The 22,495-nt window shown below is 57.4% G+C and carries 20 protein-coding genes; 11 read left to right on the top strand and 9 right to left on the bottom strand.

Features of this window, described 5'->3' with window-relative positions; translation table 11 throughout:
* Positions 1-65: 65 nt before the first annotated feature.
* The 3 genes from MOQ67_RS24375 to flgA form a co-directional block, all read right to left on the bottom strand.
* A complete protein-coding gene (locus MOQ67_RS24375; protein WP_198718215.1) occupies positions 66-536 on the bottom strand; it encodes a flagella synthesis protein FlgN in 471 nt (156 codons plus the stop codon).
* 48 nt (positions 537-584) lie between these two features.
* The gene (gene flgM / locus MOQ67_RS24370; protein ID WP_017849175.1) at positions 585-908 is read right to left on the bottom strand and encodes a flagellar biosynthesis anti-sigma factor FlgM; all 324 of its coding nucleotides are present in this window, start codon (positions 906-908) and stop codon (positions 585-587) included.
* A gap of 141 nt (positions 909-1,049) precedes the next feature.
* Complete coding sequence (gene flgA / locus MOQ67_RS24365) at positions 1,050-1,814, bottom strand: flagellar basal body P-ring formation chaperone FlgA (protein WP_032804943.1); 765 nt, start codon at positions 1,812-1,814, stop codon at positions 1,050-1,052.
* Positions 1,815-1,895: 81 nt separating this feature from the next.
* On the opposite strand from flgA, the gene MOQ67_RS24360 reads away from it, so the two are divergent.
* The 8 genes from MOQ67_RS24360 (at position 1,896) to MOQ67_RS24325 (ending at position 9,481) form a co-directional block, all read left to right on the top strand.
* Positions 1,896-2,828: a chemotaxis protein CheV gene (locus tag MOQ67_RS24360; RefSeq protein ID WP_026140310.1), complete on the top strand. Its 933-nt coding sequence runs from the start codon at positions 1,896-1,898 to the stop codon at positions 2,826-2,828.
* Positions 2,829-2,870: 42 nt separating this feature from the next.
* Positions 2,871-3,698, top strand: a complete 828-nt coding sequence (cheR, locus tag MOQ67_RS24355) for a protein-glutamate O-methyltransferase CheR (protein ID WP_026140309.1) — start codon at positions 2,871-2,873, stop codon at positions 3,696-3,698.
* Between the two features lie 242 nt (positions 3,699-3,940).
* Complete coding sequence (gene flgB, locus MOQ67_RS24350) at positions 3,941-4,348, top strand: flagellar basal body rod protein FlgB (protein WP_003175633.1); 408 nt, start codon at positions 3,941-3,943, stop codon at positions 4,346-4,348.
* 3 nt (positions 4,349-4,351) lie between these two features.
* A complete protein-coding gene (gene flgC / locus MOQ67_RS24345) occupies positions 4,352-4,795 on the top strand; it encodes a flagellar basal body rod protein FlgC (protein ID WP_046382341.1) in 444 nt (147 codons plus the stop codon).
* Between the two features lie 16 nt (positions 4,796-4,811).
* A complete protein-coding gene (gene flgD / locus MOQ67_RS24340) occupies positions 4,812-5,537 on the top strand; it encodes a flagellar hook assembly protein FlgD (RefSeq protein WP_046482146.1) in 726 nt (241 codons plus the stop codon).
* Between the two features lie 31 nt (positions 5,538-5,568).
* Positions 5,569-6,885 carry a flagellar hook protein FlgE gene (flgE, locus tag MOQ67_RS24335; RefSeq protein WP_104902609.1) on the top strand — a complete coding sequence of 439 codons (1,317 nt, stop codon included), beginning with the start codon at positions 5,569-5,571 and terminating at the stop codon, positions 6,883-6,885.
* Between the two features lie 143 nt (positions 6,886-7,028).
* Positions 7,029-8,234 carry an ISL3 family transposase gene (locus MOQ67_RS24330; RefSeq protein ID WP_026139890.1) on the top strand — a complete coding sequence of 402 codons (1,206 nt, stop codon included), beginning with the start codon at positions 7,029-7,031 and terminating at the stop codon, positions 8,232-8,234.
* 194 nt (positions 8,235-8,428) lie between these two features.
* Positions 8,429-9,481, top strand: coding sequence for a hypothetical protein (locus MOQ67_RS24325; protein WP_258537526.1), 1,053 nt, complete (start codon positions 8,429-8,431; stop codon positions 9,479-9,481).
* A 377-nt stretch (positions 9,482-9,858) separates the two neighbouring features.
* Here MOQ67_RS24325 and MOQ67_RS24320 read toward each other — a convergent pair whose 3' ends face one another.
* The 5 genes from MOQ67_RS24320 to MOQ67_RS24300 form a co-directional block, all read right to left on the bottom strand.
* A complete protein-coding gene (locus MOQ67_RS24320; protein ID WP_280046316.1) occupies positions 9,859-10,251 on the bottom strand; it encodes a hypothetical protein in 393 nt (130 codons plus the stop codon).
* 14 nt (positions 10,252-10,265) lie between these two features.
* Positions 10,266-12,383: a hypothetical protein gene (locus MOQ67_RS24315; RefSeq protein ID WP_280046314.1), complete on the bottom strand. Its 2,118-nt coding sequence runs from the start codon at positions 12,381-12,383 to the stop codon at positions 10,266-10,268.
* 1 nt (position 12,384) lies between these two features.
* A complete protein-coding gene (locus tag MOQ67_RS24310) occupies positions 12,385-13,848 on the bottom strand; it encodes a hypothetical protein (protein ID WP_280046312.1) in 1,464 nt (487 codons plus the stop codon).
* A gap of 1 nt (position 13,849) precedes the next feature.
* Positions 13,850-15,034 (bottom strand): tyrosine-type recombinase/integrase, encoded by a 1,185-nt coding sequence (locus MOQ67_RS24305; protein ID WP_280046310.1) that lies wholly within the window; start codon positions 15,032-15,034, stop codon positions 13,850-13,852.
* Between the two features lie 189 nt (positions 15,035-15,223).
* A complete protein-coding gene (locus tag MOQ67_RS24300; protein ID WP_046489252.1) occupies positions 15,224-18,118 on the bottom strand; it encodes a ribonucleoside-diphosphate reductase subunit alpha in 2,895 nt (964 codons plus the stop codon).
* A gap of 785 nt (positions 18,119-18,903) precedes the next feature.
* Here MOQ67_RS24300 and MOQ67_RS24295 point away from each other — a divergent pair.
* Both MOQ67_RS24295 and MOQ67_RS24290 read left to right on the top strand, forming a co-directional pair.
* Positions 18,904-19,629: a response regulator gene (locus MOQ67_RS24295; RefSeq protein ID WP_198717487.1), complete on the top strand. Its 726-nt coding sequence runs from the start codon at positions 18,904-18,906 to the stop codon at positions 19,627-19,629.
* Positions 19,626-21,236, top strand: coding sequence for an ATP-binding protein (locus MOQ67_RS24290; protein WP_046489255.1), 1,611 nt, complete (start codon positions 19,626-19,628; stop codon positions 21,234-21,236). The genes MOQ67_RS24295 and MOQ67_RS24290 overlap by 4 nt, the downstream gene beginning before the upstream one ends.
* Positions 21,237-21,326: 90 nt before the next feature.
* On the opposite strand, the gene MOQ67_RS24285 is transcribed toward MOQ67_RS24290, so the two are convergent.
* Complete coding sequence (locus tag MOQ67_RS24285; RefSeq protein ID WP_198717488.1) at positions 21,327-22,043, bottom strand: 4'-phosphopantetheinyl transferase family protein; 717 nt, start codon at positions 22,041-22,043, stop codon at positions 21,327-21,329.
* A gap of 132 nt (positions 22,044-22,175) precedes the next feature.
* Between MOQ67_RS24285 and MOQ67_RS24280 the strand changes: the two genes are divergently transcribed.
* Positions 22,176-22,484, top strand: a complete 309-nt coding sequence (locus tag MOQ67_RS24280) for a hypothetical protein (protein WP_102618402.1) — start codon at positions 22,176-22,178, stop codon at positions 22,482-22,484.
* The last annotated feature ends 11 nt before the right edge of the window (positions 22,485-22,495 follow it).

The raw sequence follows: 22,495 nt of genomic DNA, 5'->3' as shown, positions 1-22,495 counted from the left end.
CACGCAAGAACCATCATTTTGCCAGTATGTCGCACGCCTTGGATAGGGCGCACGTTAAACCGACGTCAGGCTTGGCTGCGGGTGCTTGGCTTGACCAGGCGCGAGGTAGAGCCTTGGGCGTTATACAGGGCCGGAGGTTCGCCGCCATGGAGTATGCGCAACTGATTGGCGGTCGTGGCTTGCTGAAGCTGGATCGACTGACCGTTGAGCAGGTTGGCTTCCTGACACTGGGTGAGTAATTGATTGAGTTCTTTGCTCTGGGCCAGCAACCGATCGCCGACCGAGGAATGACTGGCCAACTGAGCGAGGCCGTCTTGATCTGCCGGTAGGCCGAGGTTGACGAGAATCTGGCTACGCTTCTTGCCGTGCTGTTCCAGCAGGACAATCAGCGACTGCTTGCGCGCCAGGATTTCTTCCAGCAGCGGCATATCCCGGCCATAGAGGGCCAGGGATTCTTCTTTGAGCAGCTCGAGCAATTGTTGCGTCGGCGCCAGATCATCAATGATCAGTTGAAGCAGATTTTCGTCGTGGTGCATGGCTGGCCTTGGGTTTTAAGCGTCCAAAAGCCTGGCGCAGGCCTTTGCCTAGCGCTCGGCTTCGAAGTTAAGCAGCTTGCTGGCTACACGGTTGCTGTCGACTTTATAGCTGCCATCGGCGATTGCCTGTTTCAATTCGGCCACACGGGCTTGATTGACGACGGGTTGATCGCGCAGCGAGTCAGTGACCTTCTGCAACTGTTGAGCCTCATTGCTCAGGTGTACGGATTCCCCGCTTTGGCTGGCGCCGGCCTGTTCCGCTTTGGCGGGCAGAGGCTGGGCCTTGGCGTCTACGCTGTCCTTGGTGCCGCTGGTGCGCGTAGTGCCTGGCAAAGCCGGGGCGTTATTCAAACGGCTGAAATCGATGACCATGATAAAAAACCTCTGGGTATTTGGACGCTTGCCATGGTTTCGGCCATACCCGGACAAACTTTAGGCGCGATTGACAATAAACCTGCATGCACGAACGTCAGGCGTACAGTGTAGGAAAAGCTGGCGTCCTATTCCAGTGATCTATAAAGCCACCTCGACTTGGCCCGGCGCGGTGACCCGTGCCTTGATGACGCGGTTGGAATTGAGGTTCTTGACCCGGATCTGTTCGCTCATGCCGCCGTTGGACAGCGCTTCGCCCGGCATTTTCACATTCAGCCCGCCGCTGCTGGCGGAAATGATGACCTGGTCGCCCTTGCGAATGACTTCTGCCTGTTCAAGATGGACCAGGGTGATGACCTGGTCGGCGACCATTGGTCGGGTCAATCGTTGCCCGACAGCCTGGTCCACTGACGTCAGGTAACCCTGGTTGATCAGGCTGATGTCCCGCTCGCGCAAGATGACATCCTCATAGCCGATGATTCCGCTGCGTTTGAGCGGCCGCGACACCACGACGACATCGCGGAACAGTTTGACCTGGGCGGGCACGAACACGGTCCAGGGCGAGGTCCCTTCACAGCGCACCTTGACCGTCACGCGACCAATGGGCTGGGCCGGGCTTTCCAGGCTGGCTGTCAATTCCTTGTCGCACATCGGCATGCGCAGGCGCGGATCCAATTGGTTGACCTGGATTTCATAGCGTCCTGGCGTCTGGGTGGTTGCCAGATAATCTTCTACAGTGAATTCAAGAAAGCCTTGGGTGACGCCGATAAGTAGATCAGGCAAGGTGACGTCGGCGGCGCGGGCAGTGATGCCTGCGCCCACGGCAAACAACGCCATCCAGGCGCAGAGCAATCTGCGATACCGTGAGTGGCGGGTGCGTCGGGAAACTGTCGTTTTCATATCCATAGCCAATAAAAAGCAAAGCTCGTGCCGTTTAGTGTTGGGTGCGCGTCGTACCCCCAAAGGTTTTAGCGTAGGAGTCTGGGCATGGCAGGTGTAATGGATTCAGTAAACCAGCGTACACAGCTGGTAGGGCAGAATCGCCTGGAGTTGTTGCTTTTTCGCCTGGACGGCAAGCAGCTCTATGGCATCAACGTGTTCAAAGTGCGGGAAGTGCTGCAGTGTCCCAAGCTGACGATCATGCCCAAGTCGAGCCCGGTGGTGTGTGGCGTAGCCAACATCCGTGGCGCGACCATCCCGATTCTCGACCTGGCATTGGCCACGAGTTCGGCCGGCCTGCAAGACCGCGAGAACCCGTTTGTGATCATTACCGAATACAACACCAAGACCCAGGGTTTCCTGGTGCGCTCGGTGGAACGTATCGTCAACATGAACTGGGAAGAGATCCATCCGCCGCCCAAGGGCACCGGTCGCGATCACTACCTCACGGCGGTGACGCGAGTAGACAACCAGTTGGTCGAAATCATCGACGTGGAGAAAATCCTCGCCGAAGTCGCACCGACTTCCGAAGCGATTTCGGTTGGCGTCGTCGATGCCGAAACGGCGCACAAGGCGGTTTCGCTGCGGGTGCTGACGGTGGACGACTCCTCGGTGGCGCGTAAACAGGTGACCCGTTGCCTGCAAACCATCGGCGTTGAGGTGGTGGCGCTCAACGATGGCCGCCAGGCGCTGGATTACTTGCGCAAACTGGTGGATGAAGGCAAGAAGCCGGAAGAAGAATTCTTGATGATGATTTCCGACATCGAGATGCCGGAAATGGACGGCTATACCCTCACGGCTGAAATACGCAACGATCCACGCATGCAAAAATTGCATATCATCCTGCATACTTCGTTGTCGGGCGTATTCAATCAGGCGATGGTCAAGAAGGTCGGTGCTGACGACTTCCTGGCTAAGTTCCGCCCTGATGACCTGGCATCCCGGGTAGTCGACCGGATCAAGGCAGCAGATCACGGCTAGGGGAATTTCCCTGGCGGTCACACGATTTAAGAGGCGGTATCATTGTCTACGGGTAATTTGGATTTCGAACAGTTCCGGGTCTTCCTGGAAAAAGCCTGTGGCATATTGCTCGGTGAAAACAAGCAGTATCTGGTATCCAGCCGTCTCAACAAACTGATGGAACAGCAGGGCATCAAGTCCCTCGGTGAGTTGGTCCAGCGGATTCAGAGCCAGCCGCGCAGCGGGCTCAAGGAAATGGTGGTCGATGCCATGACCACCAACGAAACCCTATGGTTTCGCGATACCTACCCCTTTGAGGTACTCAAGAGCAAGGTGTTGCCCGAGGCGATCAAGGCCAGCCCGGGTCAGCGTTTGCGGATCTGGTCGGCAGCCTGTTCCTCGGGGCAGGAACCGTACTCGATTTCGATGGCGATCGACGAGTTCGAACGGACGAACATGGGCCAGTTGAAGGCCGGCGCGCAAATTGTCGCCACCGATCTGTCGGGCACCATGCTCACCAACTGCAAGACCGGCGAGTACGACAGCCTGGCCCTGGGCCGCGGTTTGTCCCCGGAACGCCTGCAGCGTTACTTCGACCCGAAAGGGGCGGGGCGTTGGGCGGTCAAGGCGCCGATCAAGAACCGGGTGGAGTTTCGCTCGTTCAACCTGCTCGACAGCTACGCCAGCCTGGGCAAGTTCGACATGGTGTTCTGCCGTAACGTGCTGATCTACTTCTCGGCCGAAGTGAAGAAAGACATCCTGCTGCGCATCCACGGCACGCTCAAGCGTGGGGGGTATCTGTTCCTCGGTGCATCCGAGGCGCTGAACGGCCTGCCGGATCATTTCCAGATGGTGCAGTGCAGTCCTGGGATCATTTACCAGGCCAAGTAAGTCGCACGCAGTCAAGGTGTGGGAGGGGGCAAGCCCCCTCCCACATTTGTTTTGCGGCAAGGTAAAAGCGGCAACTCCCGATTGCCGCTTTACTGGCGCTACGCGGAAGCCGCTTGCCGCTTTTCTGGCATTGCCGCCGGCAATCTCTGCGTAACCCCTTGATATATGGGCTTTAGCCAGATTGGCATGCACCTTGCTATAACCCTGTTAACGAACAGCAGGTCAGCCTAAAGGTTTCCGCCATGAGCATCAGCTTCGATAAAGCGCTCGGTATCCACGAACAAGCCCTCGGCTTTCGCGCCCAGCGTGCCGAAGTCCTGGCCAACAACATTGCCAACGCCGACACCCCGAACTACAAGGCTCGGGACCTGGACTTCTCCGCCGTGCTCGCCGCACAGCAGGACAAGACCAAGAACGGCACCTTCGCCTTGAACATGACCAACAGCCGTCATATCGAAGCGCAAGGCCTGAGCAGTGGCGACGAATCGCTGCTGTATCGCACGCCGATGCAGCCGTCGATCGACCAGAACACCGTCGACGCGCAGTTGGAGCAATCGGCCTACGCCGAGAACTCGGTGAACTTCCAGGCCAGCTTCACCCTGCTCAACAGCAAATTCAAAGGGCTGATGTCAGCCCTGCGTGGAGAGTAAGCCATGTCCTTAGCCAGTGTTTTCAATATTGCCGGTAGTGGCATGAGCGCGCAGACCACGCGCCTGAATACCGTCGCCAGTAACATCGCCAACGCCGAGACGGTGTCTTCGAGCATCGACCAGACCTACCGCGCCCGTCACCCGGTGTTCGCCACCATGTTTCAGGGCGGCCAGAGCAGCGGCGGCGATTCGCTGTTCCAGAATCAGGACGCTGCCGGGCAAGGCGTGCAGGTACTCGGCGTGGTTGAAGACCAGAGCAATCTGGAAGCGCGCTATGAGCCTAATCACCCTGCGGCGAACGAAAAAGGCTACGTGTACTACCCGAACGTCAACGTGGTCGAGGAAATGGCTGACATGATCTCTGCCAGTCGCTCGTTCCAGACCAATGCGGAAATGATGAACACCGCCAAAACCATGATGCAGAAGGTCCTGACCCTGGGTCAGTGATAAGGGGCGCCAAACAATGGCCATTGTTGATACGACGAACAACTCGGCAGTCCAGGACCTGTTCAACAGCAAGGTCAAGACTGCGACGGACAACAGCAGCCTCAGCACCGCCACCAAGACGGCAACGGGCAACCAGTCGCTGGGCAAGGATGCGTTCCTGCAACTGTTGGTGACCCAACTGAAGAACCAGAACCCGCTGTCGCCTCAGGACAACGGTGCGTTCGTGGCTCAGTTGGCGCAGTTCAGTAGCCTGGAAGGCATCAACACCCTGAACGACTCGGTAAACAGCATCTCCAGCAACTTCAGCTCGTCGCAAGCATTGCAGGCTTCGTCGCTGGTCGGTCGCTCGATCATTACCCAGACCGACAAGGCGCTGGTGGACACCAGCAAGAGCATGACCGGCTCGGTCGCGGTGACGGCGGCAACGGGCAACGTCTCGGTCAAGATTACCGACAAAGACGGTGTCGTGGTGCGTACCCTCGATATGGGCGCACAGAGCGCGGGCAGTTCCGACTTCATCTGGGATGGCAAGAACGCCAACGGTGAGGTCGCCCCGGCAGGTACTTACACCTTTACGGCCACCACCAAGAATGACGCGGGCGACGCAGTGGCTCTGGCCACTTCGCTGCCGGCGACGGTCACCAGCGTGACCCTGAGCAAGACCGGCGGCGAAATGCTGCTCAACCTTGCGGGCGGCATGGGCAGCGTCAAGCTGTCGCAAATTCAGACTATCGGTACATAGAGCCGGCTAAATACGGCAGAGGGAGAGAAACATGTCTTTTAACATCGGCCTGAGCGGCCTCTATGCAGCCAACAAACAACTGGACGTGACCGGCAACAACATCGCCAACGTCGCGACCACTGGCTTCAAATCGTCTCGTGCGGAATTCGCGGACATCTACGCGGCGTCCAAGCTGGGCACCGGCCAGAACAGCATCGGTAACGGTGTGAACCTGGCGGCCGTGTCCCAGCAATTCACCCAGGGCGACGTCAACAACAGTGGCGGCATCCTGGACATGGCGATCCAGGGCGGTGGCTTCTTCGTACAGAAGGGCAGCGACGGTTCGCTGGAATACACCCGTAGCGGTGCTTTCCGTGCGGACAAAGACGGCTACATCACCAACAACACCGGTACTTCGCGCCTGCAAGGCTACGCGGCGGATGACAACGGCAAGATCGTCAAGGGCGGCTTGGTCGACCTGCAACTCAACTTGTCGAACCTGCCGCCAAAAGCCTCCAGCACCGTCGATTCCAGCAGTAACCTGAACTCCTCGGAGCCGGTGATCGACCAGGTGGCCAAGCCATTCAACCCAACCGACACCAAGACCTTCACCACCCAGTACAGCACCACCTTGTACGACACCCAAGGCAACGCTCACCCGATGGTGCAGTACCTGGTGAAGACGGACTCCAACCAATGGAAGTCCTACACCTTGATCGATGGGCGTAACCCTGACGGTACCCCGATCAGTGGCGCAGGCGCGGTGGCACCTGTCGCGTCGACCCTGACGTTCGACACGGCCGGTAAGCTCGCTGGCGTGGTCACCCCGCCCAGCATAGTCTCCAACACCACTCTGACCATTTCCAACTGGAAACCGGGCACCGTGACCAACGGTGTATGGACGGCTAACGGCGCCGCGGCCAACACCGGCGGTATTGCGGTCAACATGGCGAATATCACCCAGTACAATTCGGCCAGCTATCGCAACCCGCCGGTCACCGATGGCTATGCCACCGGCCAGATCACCGGGCTGAAAATCGACGGCAGCGGTGTACTGTTCGCCACCTTCAGCAACCAGCAGAGCAAGGCCATTGGCCAGATCTCCCTGGCCAGCTTCAACAACGAACAAGGCCTGCAACCGGCAGGCGGCACGGCCTGGAGAGAGACCTTTGCCTCGGGCCAACCGGGATACGACACCCCTCAAGCCGGCACCCTCGGTTCGATCGTGGCCAACTCCCTGGAGAACTCCAACGTCAACCTGACCAACGAGCTGGTGGACCTGATCAAGGCCCAGAGCAACTACCAGGCGAACGCCAAGACCATCTCCACCCAGAGCACCATCATGCAGACCATCATCCAGATGACCTGATGCGCTAACGCTGCACAAGAAGCCCCTCGATCGAGGGGCTTTTTTTTGGTTCTTCACGGAATCCCGGGAAACACAGAAACAAGAACGCCGATTTGATGGATGATGTTCGTGCGAGCAAACACATCTAAAAAACCGGCGTTCTTATGCGCAATATTAATACTTTCCTTCCTTTTTGGGAGGGCTTTTCTGTCGTTGCGATCAAACCTGACGGCGATGCCCTTCAAATCGATCTGATCCCCCAGGCCACGCGATTTCCCACCTGTGGTGGCTGCCAAAAGCTCTGTTCAACAACTCATGAGTACTGCGATCGAGTCGTGCGTGACTTGCCGATTCTCGGTCGTGCAGTCCGCCTCAACGTGCAGCTCAGGCGTGTTAGTTGCCGTGATTGTGGCAAGCGCATGGAGGTCGTCAGTTGGCTGGATCGCTATGCCCGCATGACGCGCCGGCTGGCAGAGGCCGTTATTCAAGCCTGCGAACGCCTTCCTACACTGCATGTTGCGCAAATGTTCGGGCTGCACTGGGACACCGTTCGGTTGCTGGAGCGGCGCGCTCTGCAAGCGGCGTTGAGTGCCTTACCCAAGGCCCAACCACGGCGCTTGATAATGGACGAGTTCGCGTTATTCAAAGGTCATCGCTACGCCAGCGTGGTGTTGGACGCTGATACTCGGCGAGTGCTTTGGATCGGCGAAGGCCGTAGCCGAGCGGCAGTCAGACCGTTTTTCGAAGAGCTGGGGCCAGAAGGGTGCGCCCGAATTGAAGCGGTAGCGATGGACATGAACACGGCTTATGACCTGGAGGTTCGCCAACACTGCCCAAAAGCACGGGTGATTTATGACCTTTTCCATGTGGTCGCCAAATATGGCCGAGAAGTGATTGATCGTGTTCGCGTTGACGAGGCGAACCGATTGCGCCATGACAAGCCCGCTCGAAAGATCATAAAGCAAGCGCGATGGTTGCTATTGCGTAACCCGGAGAACCTGAAAAAGCCGGAACAGCAGGTTCATTTACAGGATCTGCTGGCCGCTAACCAATCGTTAATGACGGTCTACTTGATGAAGGCCGAGCTCAAAATGCTCTGGGCGCCGAGCGATGCCTGGGACTGGAGATCAGCCTGGAAGCAGTGGCTGCGTCATGCTCAAGAAAGCGAAATACCCGCACTGATCCAGTTCGCAAAGCGACTAAAGGGCTACTGGCGGGGCATCGTGAGCCGGGTACGCTGGCCAATGCACACTGGTCAGTTGGAAGGAATAAACAATCGAATAAAGGTCATCAAACGAATGGCGTACGGTTACCGGGACAGCGAATTCTTTTTCATGAAGATCAAGAGCGTCTTTCCCGGCAATCCGTGAAGAACCTTTTTTTTGCGTTTTATTTGGCATCAGGACCTTTTCCCACCCCCGATGCGGTTACGAGGTGACACGCCTTTGTTGGAACGCACCACACCTGTCTTTCCACCTATCAAGCCGAGAAGCGTTGGGTTGTTTCATTACCTGGGAGAGGCGGTATGTGGAATTCATCGATATCCGGCCAAGGGGCTGGGGGGATGCGTTACGAGGGGGGGTGGGGAGGACAGTACCAGAAGGGGGTCAACCAGTCTGATGGCACCAAGGACGACAAGGGGGCCGTCAAGGACAGTATCACGAAGCTGATCAAGGAGCTTGAAGATGCCGAAAAAACCTCCAAGAACCAGACGGCCCAGGAGCTGCGGGACAAGCTGAATGAAAAGCGAAAGGAGCTCGGCGAAGAGAAGTTCAAGGAGATCCTCGAAGAGGTGAAGAAAGACGCGCCTGAGGGCTTTCAGGCGTTCATGAAGAGAGCCTTCCCGGAGGAGTTTCCGGATGGCCCGGATGCGCCGCCGTCACCAGCACCGTCTCCATCCCCCTCTCCGGACGGCGGTGGGGGCGGGGGTGGCGGGGGTGGCGGCGGTGGAGGCGGTGGCGGTGGTTTCGGCCCCAGCGAGTCCATGAGCAACAAGCCGATTACCGAAGGCGCGAAGCATTTCGACTACAAGCCCGATGACAGCGAGCCGGGGAAAAAACCGGAGAATATCTGGAGCGGCTTCAGACAGGGGCCGGACGGCAATTGCGTGACGGTTTCGGCGATTAAAGCCGCCATGATGCAATTTGGCGAGAAGCCCACCGACGTCTTCAAAGAGGTCAAGGAAATGGGTAATGGCTACTCTGTGACCATGCGCGATGGTGTCAAGGTTGACCTGACCAAGGATGAAGTGCGGCTGGCTGCCACCCATGCACGTTTCCAGGGCGATGACCCGAAAATGATGACCAACGCCAATTTCATGTTTGCCGTCAGCGCAAAACGGGCGCAATTGGAAAACAACGATGGCACTGCCGGGCGCAGCTTTCTGGATGGCATACGTACCCTCAATGATGGCGAGTACACTCGGGAAGGGTTGGACCGTCTGGGCTTGCGCAAAAATTACCGGCAGGCCACGGATGCCGACTTGCGAAGCAGCAAGGTGGGGACGGTGGAGTATGGCGGTCATTCGATGGCGGTGATCGATGGTCGGATTGAACTGTGGGGCAAGCGGGGCGGGGTGCCCCGGGCGGGGATTGCGACCATATTGTTCGACGACTGACGAGCCTTTGCCCAGGCAAAAGAAAACCCCGATAAACCCAACTGCAGCAAGGGGTTATCGGGGCTTTTCAAATCCCGGGCCATCAAGCCCGGAACGTGCTCAGCTTATTGGCAGAGTGCCCAGGTAGGATTCATATACATTCTTCAAATCCTTACCAGTAGGGGGCTTCAGCGCTTTTAGGCCTTGGCTTTACAAAAAAACGTATACTTCTGAGGGGTTAGCCCCTTCCGAGGCTCGAAAGTATACGCAATCTGCCCAAAAATTCGAGGCATAATTTTGCTCGATTCTGATTCGTTTGATCGCAGGTTAGCCCTCTGAAGGAGCCAGTCCCGGTCTTCAGCAGGGTGACAAGGCCACCCTTGCAGGTGGCCGATGCTTCACGAGAGGTCTTTAGTTTTCACATACGGGAGAGGCCGATCTAGATCCTCTAGGCTCATACCTCTCCGAGAGGCGTTGTGCGCCCAGCGGACGAATTGCTCTAGGAGCCTGTTGTTTTCGCGTGTGAGGCGTTCTACACGTGCTTCGAGCTCGCGCTGGCGGCTATCCATGAGTGCCATCTCTGGCGCCTTTCCTGAGGCTTCATCAGTCCCACGGCATCGCTCTTTCGCGTGATCCCAAGCGTCTTTGATCCGGTCATGCCTCAGCATTGCAGCTTTTGTGTAGCGATGGCCTACCTCTACCGCTAGGGCCTCCAGATAGAGATCCCAGGTCAGCTTTCCTGCCCATCCGTCCAGCATCAATACCGACTGATTGATGGTTTGGTCGGTCATCTTAGGCGCACCCATCAGAAGAACTCCATGGCCATGAGGGCTTCTTCGGCTTCATCAGCAAAGTCGTCCTGCTTAGCCGGCTCTGCGTCTGTGGCGATCATTCGAACGGCGTGAGCGAGCCCTGTCTTGGACTGGGTATTCTCGGGCGGAGGCAAAGTGATCATGGTTCCCTCAGGGATGGACGGGTCATTCATCTTTTCCAGCATGAGAGCCCAACGCTCCATACGTGGCTGGTTCTGCTTCAGCCATCGGGCCGCGCCTGCCTCACCTTCCTCTAGAGCAGCTGTTGCAGCGGCAACGGCCTTGGCATGAATCTCATACTGAAACTCAGCTTCTCTCTGGTGGCGTTTGTCCCCCTTCACAAACACGTGCTCAGAGCAGTTCGAGCAATCCTTGTCGAGAGGGCAAGGCGTCAGGGCGTAGTTATGCTTGCAGAGCCCGAAGCGCGTTACGCTGAGAGCGCCGAGCTCGACTCCCATGGCTTCCTGCTGGGTCAGCCCATGGCTCGCGATAAGCCCCTGAATCTTCTCGCTCAGCGCTTCTCCTGAAGATATGCCGCCTACATTGTCGCCAAGCTTCAGATAGGCCTCAATGAATGCCTCTTGGGGCACATGGTCGTACCATTCATTCTGTTTGACGTTCTTACGACCAGACCAAAATGCAATGAGAGATTCGCTCAGATGCTTACTCTGAGCGAGGGTGTTCAGAAGATGCCTGAAACCATGCGTGGTAATAGCTGTTGGGCTGCCGTCACGGTTCGTTTTCCCATTTCGAGAGAAAATCGTCACACCGCCAGGGTTGGCACCTAACTGGTTGTTGATCTGATTTATGCTAAAAACCGCAGGAACGTTTAAGAGCGACTCCGCCGTTGGGCTCAGCGTGTTCTCCGGTAGTACGAACAACGCGTCATGCCATTGCAGTCCGGTTGTTCCGTCCAGCGTAGGAAAGATCTCCGGGAGTTTGTCGAGCACATATTTCTCAAGCGAAGCAAACTCGAAAAGTCCTGCCCAACTTCCGTTCGGATCACTGCGGCGGGCAGGATCGCTAGTCTTCTCGCCTGTTTTGACTAGGCCATAGCGAGAAGCATGGCTGGAGTGGATCGCTGTTTCCTTCCCCATGATTTTAGATGCTTCATAGAGGGTAATGGGCTTCCCTCTCAGGTGTTTGAACTCTGCTGGCAGGTACAGCTGGCCAGGGTTCTGTGCATACCATAGCGCAGCCTTCCTAGCAGGTTCTCCAAGGCTAAGTAGGAAATCGACAGTCTCGGTCGCAAGCCTTTCGAAAGTCTCTGATGCAGCAAACTTTGTCAGAGGCATCCCACCTTTTGCGGGATCCCATGCTAGCCCCATCATCAAACCTTCATCGCCTTCCACATGTCGTATGCAGTTGACTGGCAGTGATAATATTTCCGATGCTCGGCTAGGGGCGAACATTGCCAGTGTCACGAACGCAGTAACGACTCGGTCGGGGATATGCTTGCTAGTGTGGTGGATTTCAGCAAGATCAAGAATTGTCTGAACGCTTGGGAGTCGGCTAACAACCTTGTCGTTGTTTTTAGGCGCAACACGATCAGTCCGGACTGGCTGCTTATAAGGAATTGGAGAAACCCATTCAATAGGCGCAGGCGTAATTTTGGCCGGCGCAATAATCTGGGTGAGCAAACGCTCCAGGCACCGACCTGCAGCCCATGCATCTTTAAAGCGCTCTTGAAGTAGTTGTGCTGCGTCATCCAGAATAGTCGCATCCAATGCAGTGATGCACGCGGGTCGCCCAGCATTAAGGAGTGCCTGCTCTATGGCCTGCATTGAATATAGGTATCGCTTGAACTCCTGAAGTTGAAAGCGACGCATGATCTCACTGAAAGCCGCTTTCGCGAAGTCGAGAAATGGCAGATCGAATGGTATCTCGACAGTTGATTTGCTTCCTGATGGGTCTCTCAGTGATTTGAAGTGAGCTATCTTTTTTGTTCGTCCTTGATTTTTGCCAATTTTGAAGCTGGTAATGTTCCAGCTATCGTCATCCCAGTTGATATTGGTGAATGGTATGTTCACTTTCGCGTGAAGAATAAAGCTTTCAAGATTAGCGCTTGCAGCTAAGCCTGCCTTACCTACGAAATGTACTATCTCGCCCATGTTATGCGACTACCTCATGAATCCTGCTATCTCGCACAACCATGATCTGTTGTATGGCTGCCATTGCATTGACATTAATCTGCTGAATTCGAGGGTCAGTTTCGATTTCCTGATCCTCAATCAGGGTGACCATCAGAGTTTCCCAAGGCGCATCGATCAAAGGTTCGAAATATGGGCAAGATAGGCAGGCAATGGGAGCGTGTTGATGGCATTCAGCACGTGTGCCACAAGCCCCCAAAGTCTCACCTGTCAGTCGTAGGTAATCAGCAATGACGCAGTCATCGTCCCCTGCACGACTGGCCTCATCCAGATGCTCGATCAGGCGGCCTTGAAAGGCGCTGGCAAAGTAATCCATCTCTTTGCCTAGAGCCTGCCTGATAGGCTTCTGAAGTTGTGGCATCGACGCTCGGTAAAACTGAATGCAAGAGGTGCTTCGGTGTGTGAGCAGCCTTGCCACTTCAGCGTCGGATGCTCCCTGTGCCAGAGCGCGAGTAGCCATGGTGTAACGGAAGCGGTAGGCGGTAATGTGAATAGGCCCTTCCAGTCGCTCTGAATAGGTAGGCAGTGCAGCTAATGTACTGGTTACTTTTATGCCAAGATCCCCTGGCGTGCCCCTAAACAGCTTGTCGGAGCTTGAAGTATTCGTGTTGGTATAAGTATCCAGGTAGGTGATTAGGCACTCAGCAAGCACTGTAGGGGCCTTCCTGATCCAATACTCTTCGGTGACTACGCCCTCACCTTTGGCTAGTGGGATTCTTAGCGTCACCTCCATACCCGCTCTGTCGTGAATTATTACATCTCCACGAGTCATCCTGGCTACTTGTACAGGTCTTACCCCCGTGCCGATAAAAAACCAACAAAGTGTAAAGTCGTGCTGTGAGACACGGCGATTTGCATAACCTTCATTGAGGCAAAGGTGGATACTATGAAGCTCTTGATTGGTCAGCGCGCCTTTTTCAGGGTCGTTAGTGATTAGAGTATAGTAAGACCCACCACCTTTTTGCTCCCATTTATGCTCGTTCTCAAGGAAGTCCGATACTTCGTCGGAAAGCCCTGGTAATGAGTGTTCTTTAATTCTGCGAAGTATCGGGATAATGAAAGCCCTGTACGAGGGCTGAATTTCCATGATGCACGAAATTTCTTTAAGTGTGATAAGCTCACAGTCGGAGAGCTTTTCATGTTCGAGCCAGGCACGCACAGCCTTGCTAACTGTAGAATTGTAACTGAGGCTGTGCGTGGCAAGAGTCATTGAGAAGCACTCAAACAAGCTTGCATGGAACGTATTGTTCTTCTGCAGTGTATCGAAATGGACAGGCGTTGATTTGCCATCTCTATCGTGAATTGCCAGTTTTTCGCCTAAAGAAATTTCAACGCTTCTACCGTCTTGTAGTATGGTTTTCTTATTTTGGTTGCCTTCGGCTCTGCCGCTGAGCAAGCTGGTTTTTTGTGCTGAATTGATGGCCATGTTAGACTTTGTCCGCAATTTCATTCGCTAATTCTTCTGCAATCCTGTCCGCTTTCTCTCTGATTGACCTCGCGGAATACCTGGGGGCCATGTCAGATTTGAATGACCATCCGTTGTTATGATTGCGAATTTTCTCTTCTTCTTCTATTGACATGCGTTTTTCAGGCGGCATCGCATCAATTTTTCGACTCAGTCGATCATTCCAAGTCCTTCGCATGGTGTGCGGGGTGAAATAATTTGGGGTGAGTTCTGAGCTCTCCCTAGCAACTTGGAAGATAAGATTCAGAGCCGAAAGAGATATCTGATTTCCAGATCGAGTGATGAACAGGTAGCCATGCGCTCGCTTACGTGGCGGAACATTGCTCCAATGGTCTTTCACGAACTCGCGAAAGAGATCTGCGGTTTTTTGCGAGATGACTAGGTTTCGGGGACGCGTCTTCGAAACTCGCACCTTGACGCGTTTTCGAGCATAGTCGACGTCGTCAATCCGAACATGCCTTAGTTCATCTCTGCGCATGCCATTGTCAGAAAGAATCCTGAACATCAGGAGATTCCTCGCCTGTATGAACCCCTTTTTAAATGGGTTTTTTGGCGACTCTTTAGAGAAGATCTCCTCGACGTGGATCATCGTTGCTTCAGGAAGGCCCTCCACGGGGTCTCCCTGAGGCGGGCTGCCCGTTCTAGGGGCGAGGGAGCGGAGTCGGCGTATCGCCTTCTGACGGGCGTCTTTAAGCCCCTCCCGGTCTTCTGACACCACCTGATTGCAGATGCGCTCGTGATGGTGCTCAAGGAACCTGGCAAGCACCTGGATCCTATAGCCACCTTCAGCAGCAGAGGCATGATCGTGAGATTGGGCAGCTGCCATCCTCCCGCGCGCTTGTTCAAGTCGAATGATCTTCTGCGGTTTCGTAGTGATCGACGCTTTCAGATCAGCATCCTGCCCCGCTCGACTCATCCTCAGGAAGTTAGCCAGATCTTCGCACTGCTCAAGCGTCAGAAACGTTTCTGAGGTAAGCGCCGTGTGGATGTCGATCTTGCGGGCGTGAGCCCAGAGATACGCCATCCCGATGGTGCGCAGGACTTTCTCGGTGGTTGCCAGGGCCGCACCTCTGTCGCGGTATCTGACAGTTGCATAGACGTTAGGCAGGAAAGGAGGGGAGCCGTCCTCATCCACCAGCACAGCCATAGGTAGGCCGTCAGTGGCGGTGAAAGATCTGATTCGGATGGCTTGCAATGTATACGTTCCCTGAACCTGTGATATCAGGGCGGGGAGTATAGGTAGCAGTTTTTTCTCTGTAAACCAAAAACCCCCTGTGTTATCAGGGGGTTGATGGTGTTCTACAGTCTAATGTATACGGTTATTTCAACCTGGCTGTCATTGGCAGGCTTCGCAATCCGGCTCGTCGATCGCGCAGGCTTTCGGCACGGGGGCCGGGCCGGCCGGTGCGGCGAGCACCGAGTCATCACCGTGGTTGCCGCTGGAAACCGCGTTCAGCTTGCCGGTGTTGATGGTCGACTTCTCGGTGCTGGTCGCGGCCAGGGCACGGAGGTAGTAAGTGGTTTTCAGGCCACGGTACCAAGCCATGCGGTAGGTCACGTCGAGCTTCTTGCCCGAAGCGCCGGCGATGTACAGGTTCAGCGACTGCGCCTGGTCGATCCACTTCTGGCGACGGCTGGCGGCGTCAACGATCCATTTGGTGTCCACTTCGAAGGCAGTCGCGTAGAGCTCTTTGAGTTCTTGCGGGATGCGCTCGATCTGCTGCACCGAACCGTCGTAGTACTTCAGGTCGTTGATCATGACCGAGTCCCACAGGCCGCGGGCTTTCAGGTCGCGAACCAGGTACGGGTTGATCACGGTGAATTCGCCCGACAGGTTCGATTTCACATACAGGTTCTGGTAGGTCGGTTCGATCGACTGCGACACGCCAGTGATGTTGGCGATGGTCGCGGTCGGTGCGATGGCCATGATGTTGGAGTTACGGATACCTTTCTGCACACGGGCACGTACCGGCGCCCAGTCCAGGGATTCGTTCAGGTCAACGTCGATGTACTTCTGGCCACGTTGCGCAATCAGGATCTGTTGCGAATCCAGCGGCAGGATGCCTTTGGACCACAGCGAACCCTGGAACGTCTCGTAGGCGCCGCGCTCGTCGGCCAGGTCGCAGGAAGCCTGGATCGCGTAGTAGCTGACCGCTTCCATGGACTTGTCGGCGAACTCGACCGCGGCGTCCGAACCGTAAGGAATGTGCTGCAGGTACAAAGCGTCCTGGAAGCCCATGATCCCCAGGCCGACTGGACGGTGCTTGAAGTTGGAGTTCTGCGCTTGTGGCACCGAGTAGTAGTTGATGTCGATCACGTTATCGAGCATGCGAACAGCGGTGTTGACAGTGCGCTCCAGCTTGGCGGTGTCCAGCTTGCCGTTGACGATGTGGTTCGGCAGGTTGATCGAGCCCAGGTTGCAGACGGCGATCTCGTCCTTGTTGGTGTTCAAGGTGATCTCGGTGCACAGGTTCGAGCTGTGGACCACGCCTACGTGCTGCTGCGGGCTGCGCAGGTTGCACGGGTCTTTGAAGGTCAGCCATGGGTGGCCGGTTTCAAACAGCATGGACAGCATTTTACGCCACAGGTCTTTGGCCTGGATGGTCTTGAACAGCTTGACCTTGCCTGGGTACTCGGTGAGGGCTTCGTAGTACTCGTAGCGCTCTTCGAAGGCCTTGCCGGTCAGGTCGTGCAGGTCCGGCACTTCGGATGGCGAGAACAGGGTCCACTTGCCGTCGTCGAAGACACGCTTCATGAACAGGTCAGGAATCCAGTTGGCGGTGTTCATGTCGTGGGTACGACGACGGTCATCGCCGGTGTTCTTGCGCAGCTCGATGAACTCTTCAATGTCCATGTGCCAGGTTTCCAGGTAGGCACATACAGCGCCTTTGCGCTTGCCACCCTGGTTGACCGCTACGGCGGTGTCGTTGACGACTTTCAGGAACGGTACGACGCCCTGGGACTTGCCGTTGGTGCCCTTGATGTACGAACCCAGTGCGCGCACCGGCGTCCAGTCGTTGCCCAGGCCGCCGGCGAATTTGGACAACATGGCGTTGTCGTGGATCGCGTGGTAGATGCCCGACAGGTCGTCCGGCACGGTGGTCAGGTAGCAGCTCGACAGCTGTGGACGCAGGGTACCGGCGTTGAACAGGGTCGGCGTGGACGACATGTAGTCGAAGGACGACAACAGGTTGTAGAACTCGATGGCGCGGTCTTCTTTGTGCTTCTCTTCAATCGCCAGGCCCATGGCCACGCGCATGAAGAACACTTGCGGCAGTTCGAAGCGGATACCGTCCTTGTGGATGAAGTAACGGTCGTACAGGGTTTGCAGGCCCAGGTAGGTGAACTGCTGATCGCGCTCGTGGTTGATCGCTTTGCCGAGTTTTTCCAGGTCGAAGGTGGCCAGGACCGGGTTCAGCAATTCGTATTCGATACCCTTGGCGATGTAGGCCGGCAGGGCCTTGGCGTACAGGTCGGCCATCTCGTGGTGGGTGGCGCTGTCGGCCACGCCAAGGAAGCCCAGGCCTTCGGCGCGCAGGGTGTCCATCAGCAGGCGCGCGGTGACGAACGAGTAGTTCGGCTCGCGTTCAACCAGGGTACGTGCGGTCATCACCAGGGCGGTGTTGACGTCGGTCAGGGCCACGCCGTCGTACAGGTTCTTCAGGGTTTCGCGCTGGATCAGGTCGCCGTCGACTTCTTCCAGGCCTTCGCAGGCCTCGGTGATGATGGTGTTCAGGCGGCCCAGGTCCAGCGGCGCGAAGGTGCCGTCGGCCAGGGTGATGCGGATCGATGGGTGCGCCTGTATGGCGGCTTCGTCGGCCGGGGAGCGAACGGCACGTTCCTTGGCGCGCGAATCACGGTAGATCACGTAGTCGCGGGCGACTTTCTGCTCGCCGGCACGCATCAGGGCCAGTTCGACCTGGTCCTGGATTTCTTCGATGTGGATGGTGCCGCCCGAAGGCATGCGACGCTTGAAGGTCGCGGTGACTTGTTCGGTCAGGCGGGCAACGGTGTCGTGGATGCGCGACGAGGCGGCAGCGTTGCCGCCTTCAACTGCAAGAAACGCTTTGGTGATGGCGACGGTGATTTTGTCATCGGTGTAAGGAACGACAGTGCCGTTACGCTTGATCACGCGCAGTTGGCCGGGTGCAGTGGCGGACAGATCCATATTCGAATCAGCGGCCTGCGGCACGGAGCCCTGCGGGTTCTCGCGAGTTGTGTCGGTTTGCATGGGGGGTTGTCTCCACATTCTATATTTATTTGGGCACCATCACGGTGCCCACCGTTCCGTCCTGAAGCACTTACAGCAGGCCTTGGCCTGGCATAACAACTTCGGGACAGGAGGAAGGGGGGCTTATCGCGCCGCTTCCATGCCGAAGTCTTCGGTTTGGCGCTCAAAAGCGCCTCGCCGTATTCCTGGTGGGTGACAGTTGCCCGGTTCAAGCACTGCAACACCCGTACCGTTTTGCGCTGTTGGAGCGCTAAAACGGTTGCCATCCGCATGAGCGGTTTGGGCTTTCAAAAAATGCTGGAGTTGGACCAAACAGGAGCAAGAAAGGGCTTGAGTTTCTTGTCTGATTTGTGTTTGGTCTTTTAGTTCAAAACCCTACATGTAGGGTTTTTTTGGCGCCGAGGTACAAGATAATGCGTTTTTGGAGGCTTAGCAATCCAGGGGTTGTGGATAACGCTGTGAGTAAAATGTGTATGAAACGTAGAATGCCCGCGTAGGCCGCAGTACTGCTGGACCGCGCCGTTTGTCACTGAATATTCCAAGAAAAAAACGGCTCTTTGGATTTTTGAGGGCGCGAACCCTATCACAAAAAAACCTCATCACCGAATGCATTTCCTGGCTTGTGTTCGAGGGTTGGGGCATGGCTACAATCGATCATTGTTATGCCCTCACAACATTACAAATAAGGTGTGGCTGGCGAAGATCAACATGTGGGAGGGAGCAAGCCCCCTCCCACATTTGATCGAGCAGACCAACCAATCCCCTAATAACAACGAGGATTACCTGTGGAGCATGAAGCCTGGCAAATCCTGATCGTCGAGGATGACGTGCGATTGGCCGAGTTGACCCGTGATTACCTGGAGAGCAACGGCCTACGCGTGTCGGTGGAAAGCGACGGCGCCCAGGCTGCGGCGCGGATCATCGCCGAACAGCCGGACCTGGTGATCCTCGACCTGATGCTGCCCGGCGAAGATGGCCTGAGCATCTGCCGCAAGGTGCGCGAGCGCTACGACGGGGTGATCCTCATGCTCACCGCGCGTACCGACGACATGGACCAGGTATTGGGCCTGGACATGGGCGCCGACGACTACGTGTGCAAACCCGTGCGCCCGCGCCTGCTGCTGGCGCGTATCCAGGCCCTGTTGCGCCGCAGCGAGCCGGCGGAACCGGCCGTCGCGCAAAACCAGCGCCGCCTGCAATTCGGCCCGCTGCTCGTGGATAACGCCCTGCGCGAAGCCTGGCTGCAGGGCGAGGGCATCGAACTGACCAGCGCCGAGTTCGACCTGCTGTGGCTGCTGGTGGCGAATGCCGGGCGCATCCTGTCGCGCGAAGAAATCTTCATCGCCCTGCGCGGCATCGGCTACGACGGCCAGGACCGCTCGATCGACGTGCGTATCTCGCGCATCCGCCCGAAAATCGGCGACGATCCGATCCACCCGCGCCTGATCAAGACCGTGCGCAGCAAAGGCTATCTGTTCGTCCCCGAAGCCGCTGCCGACATACCGCTGTGAACTCGATCTTCCTGCGCATCTACGGCGGCATGTGCGCGGCGCTGATCCTGGTGGCGCTGCTGGGCGTGCTGGCGTTGCACCTGCTCAACGACGTGCGCAGCGGGCAGTACCGTGAACGTCTGGCCCACGGCACCTTTGCCTTGATGGGCGACAACCTGCAACCCATGAGCGCGATCGAGCGCCAGCGCGCGCTGGCGGTGTGGGAGCGCCTGTTGGGCATTCCCCTGATGCTGCGCACGTACACCGATGCCCAACTGGACCTCGGCCAACGCACCCGCCTGCAGCATGGCCAGGTGCTGGTGCAACAGACCGGCCCCCATGCGGCGCGGGTCCTGCGTTTGGTCAGCGAGCAGGATCAGTTGGTGCTGGAAGGTGAAGTGCAACAGATCAGCGAGCAATTGGCTCGGGCGACGATCTACCTGTTGGCCGACGAGTTGGTGCGTTTTCCGGTGGCCGAGCAACCGCAACGCCTGGCGGATATAAAGGAAGCCAAAGGGTTTGGCTTCGAGATGCACCTGATGGCCCTCGATCAGGCCGATATGGACGACGACCAGCGCCGCCGCGTGTCGGAGGGCGATACGGTGATGGCGCTGGGCAAGGGCGGCGACTCGATTCGGGTGTTTGCCGGCATGGTCGGCACGCCTTGGGTGCTTGAAATCGGCCCGTTGTATCAAATGAACCCGTACCCGGCGCAATGGTTGATCCTGATCGCATTGATCGGCCTGACCCTGATTGGCCTGATCGTCTATCTGTTGGTGCGTCAGCTCGAGCGCCGGCTCAGAGGCCTTGAGGCCGCTGCCACGCGTATTGCCAAAGGCAACCTGGAAGTGCGCGTGCCCGCGCGCGGCGCCGACTCGGTGGGGCGCCTGGCCGCCGCCTTCAATGGCATGGCCGAGCACCTGCAGCAGTTGCTCGCGATCCAGCGCGAACTGGTGCGCGCGGTGTCCCACGAGTTGCGCACCCCGGTGGCGCGCCTGCGTTTCGGCCTGGAGATGATCGGCGAGGCCGCCACCCCGCAGGCCCGGCGCAAATACCTCGAAGGTATGGACAGCGATATTCAGGACCTCGACGGCCTGGTCGACGAAATGCTCACCTACGCGCGCCTGGAGCAGGGCGCGCCGGAGCTGAATTTCCAGCGGGTCGACCTCAATGCGTTGCTCGACCAGGTGATCGGCGAATTATCGCCACTGCGCCCGCAGGTCAGCGTGAGCCGTGGTATCTGCCTGTCATCGGTGCATTGGGACGATGCCTGGGTCGATGCCGAACCGCGCTACCTGCACCGCGCCCTGCAGAACCTGGTGAGCAACGCCATGCGCCATGCCCAGGGCCGGGTGCTGATCAGTTACCAGGTCGGCCAGGTGCGCTGCCGCATCGATGTGGAAGACGATGGCCCCGGCGTACCGGAAAGCGCCTGGGAACGCATCTTCACGCCGTTCCTGCGCCTGGACGACAGCCGCACCCGCGCCTCGGGCGGGCATGGCCTGGGCTTGTCGATTGTGCGGCGGATTATTCATTGGCATGGCGGGCGGGCATTGATCAGCAAGAGCAACAACCTGGGAGGGGCGTGCTTCAGCCTGAGTTGGCCACGGGACCAGGATAAATCCTGATACTGCTATCGGGAGCAAGCCGAACCCTCGCACCGCCCCTCTTGGAATGCATTCCAGTGTGGGAGGGGGCTTGCCCCCGATGACGCTCGATCAGACGCTGATTGCTACAAGGCTCAACAACTGTTCCCCATCCACCGCAAATTGCCCAACCAGTTCCGTGCCGTGGCACCACTCGCCGGACAACTCCGTCAGCAGCCGCAACCGCATCTGGCCGTGCTCGGACCATTCCACCACTTCGGCATGCTCAAAGTAGAAGCGCTTCTGCACGATCGGGTAGAGCGCCTTGAACAGGCTCTCCTTGGCCGAAAACGTCAGTGTCACCAGCCGCGCATGTTGCTCACGCGGCAACCTGGCCATGCGCTGCAACTCATCGGCGGTGAGAATTTCTCCCGCCAGGCGTTCCGCGCGCTCCAGGCTCAGGACATTTTCCAGGTCCATCCCCAGCCCGCGCCATTGCGCCTTGTGCCCGACGATTGCCGCCGCGTGCCCGCTGCTGTGAGTGATGGAGCCGCTGATGTGCGGCGGCCACACCGGCGCCCGGTCTTCGCCGATTGCCGGCACGCAGTCCAGGTTATCGAGTTGTTGCAAGGCGGCGCGGGCGCATAACCGCCCGGCGAGAAACTCCGCCTGGCGCTTGGCCACCGAACGCTGGATGCTCGCCGGCGGCGGCACCGCGCTGCGTTGGAAATCACCGGCGATCAACAGGGCCGGATCAAAGCGCGTACTGAGCAACACCGTGCCCGGCAAGGGATCGGGCAGTGGCCAATGGGCGTCGAGTGGGGTGCAGCAAGCGGGTAGGGGCGTCATGGGCGGTATTTTGCCGAGTTGGCGCGTCAGTGGATAGTCCGTAGCGGTTCAGGCCAGGTTCAGAGCCTGTTCAGGGGGAGTTCAGGGGCGCTTGCGTAATGTGGGCCTACAGCCTACGTGGAGGTAAGTACCATGACTGCAATCAAGAAGCTGATGTTGGCGTTGACCATGTTCACTGCCACCGCCGGGGCGCAGGCCAGCGATGGCGCCTTTGCGGCATTCGGTAGCGAGAGAACCAAGAAATCCAGCACGCTGATGCAGCGTGTGAGCTTCGAGGCGGTGCGCAGCCAGGCCGCGCCTTGGGGCCAGTCGCTGGGCTCGAGCAGCCCGCAGGCGACGTATCGTGCCGGTTATGAGCATCTTGGTGGCCAATACAATGGCATTAAACTGCGCCCGCAAGACCTGCAGGGCCGCTATGATATCCCTCTGTCGGACAGTTGATTTGCATTGGA

It is taken from the genome of Pseudomonas sp. LY-1, assembly GCF_053502595.1.
The sequence above is the reverse complement of the archived record's forward strand: the minus strand, read 5'-3'. Positions and strand labels throughout refer to the sequence as shown.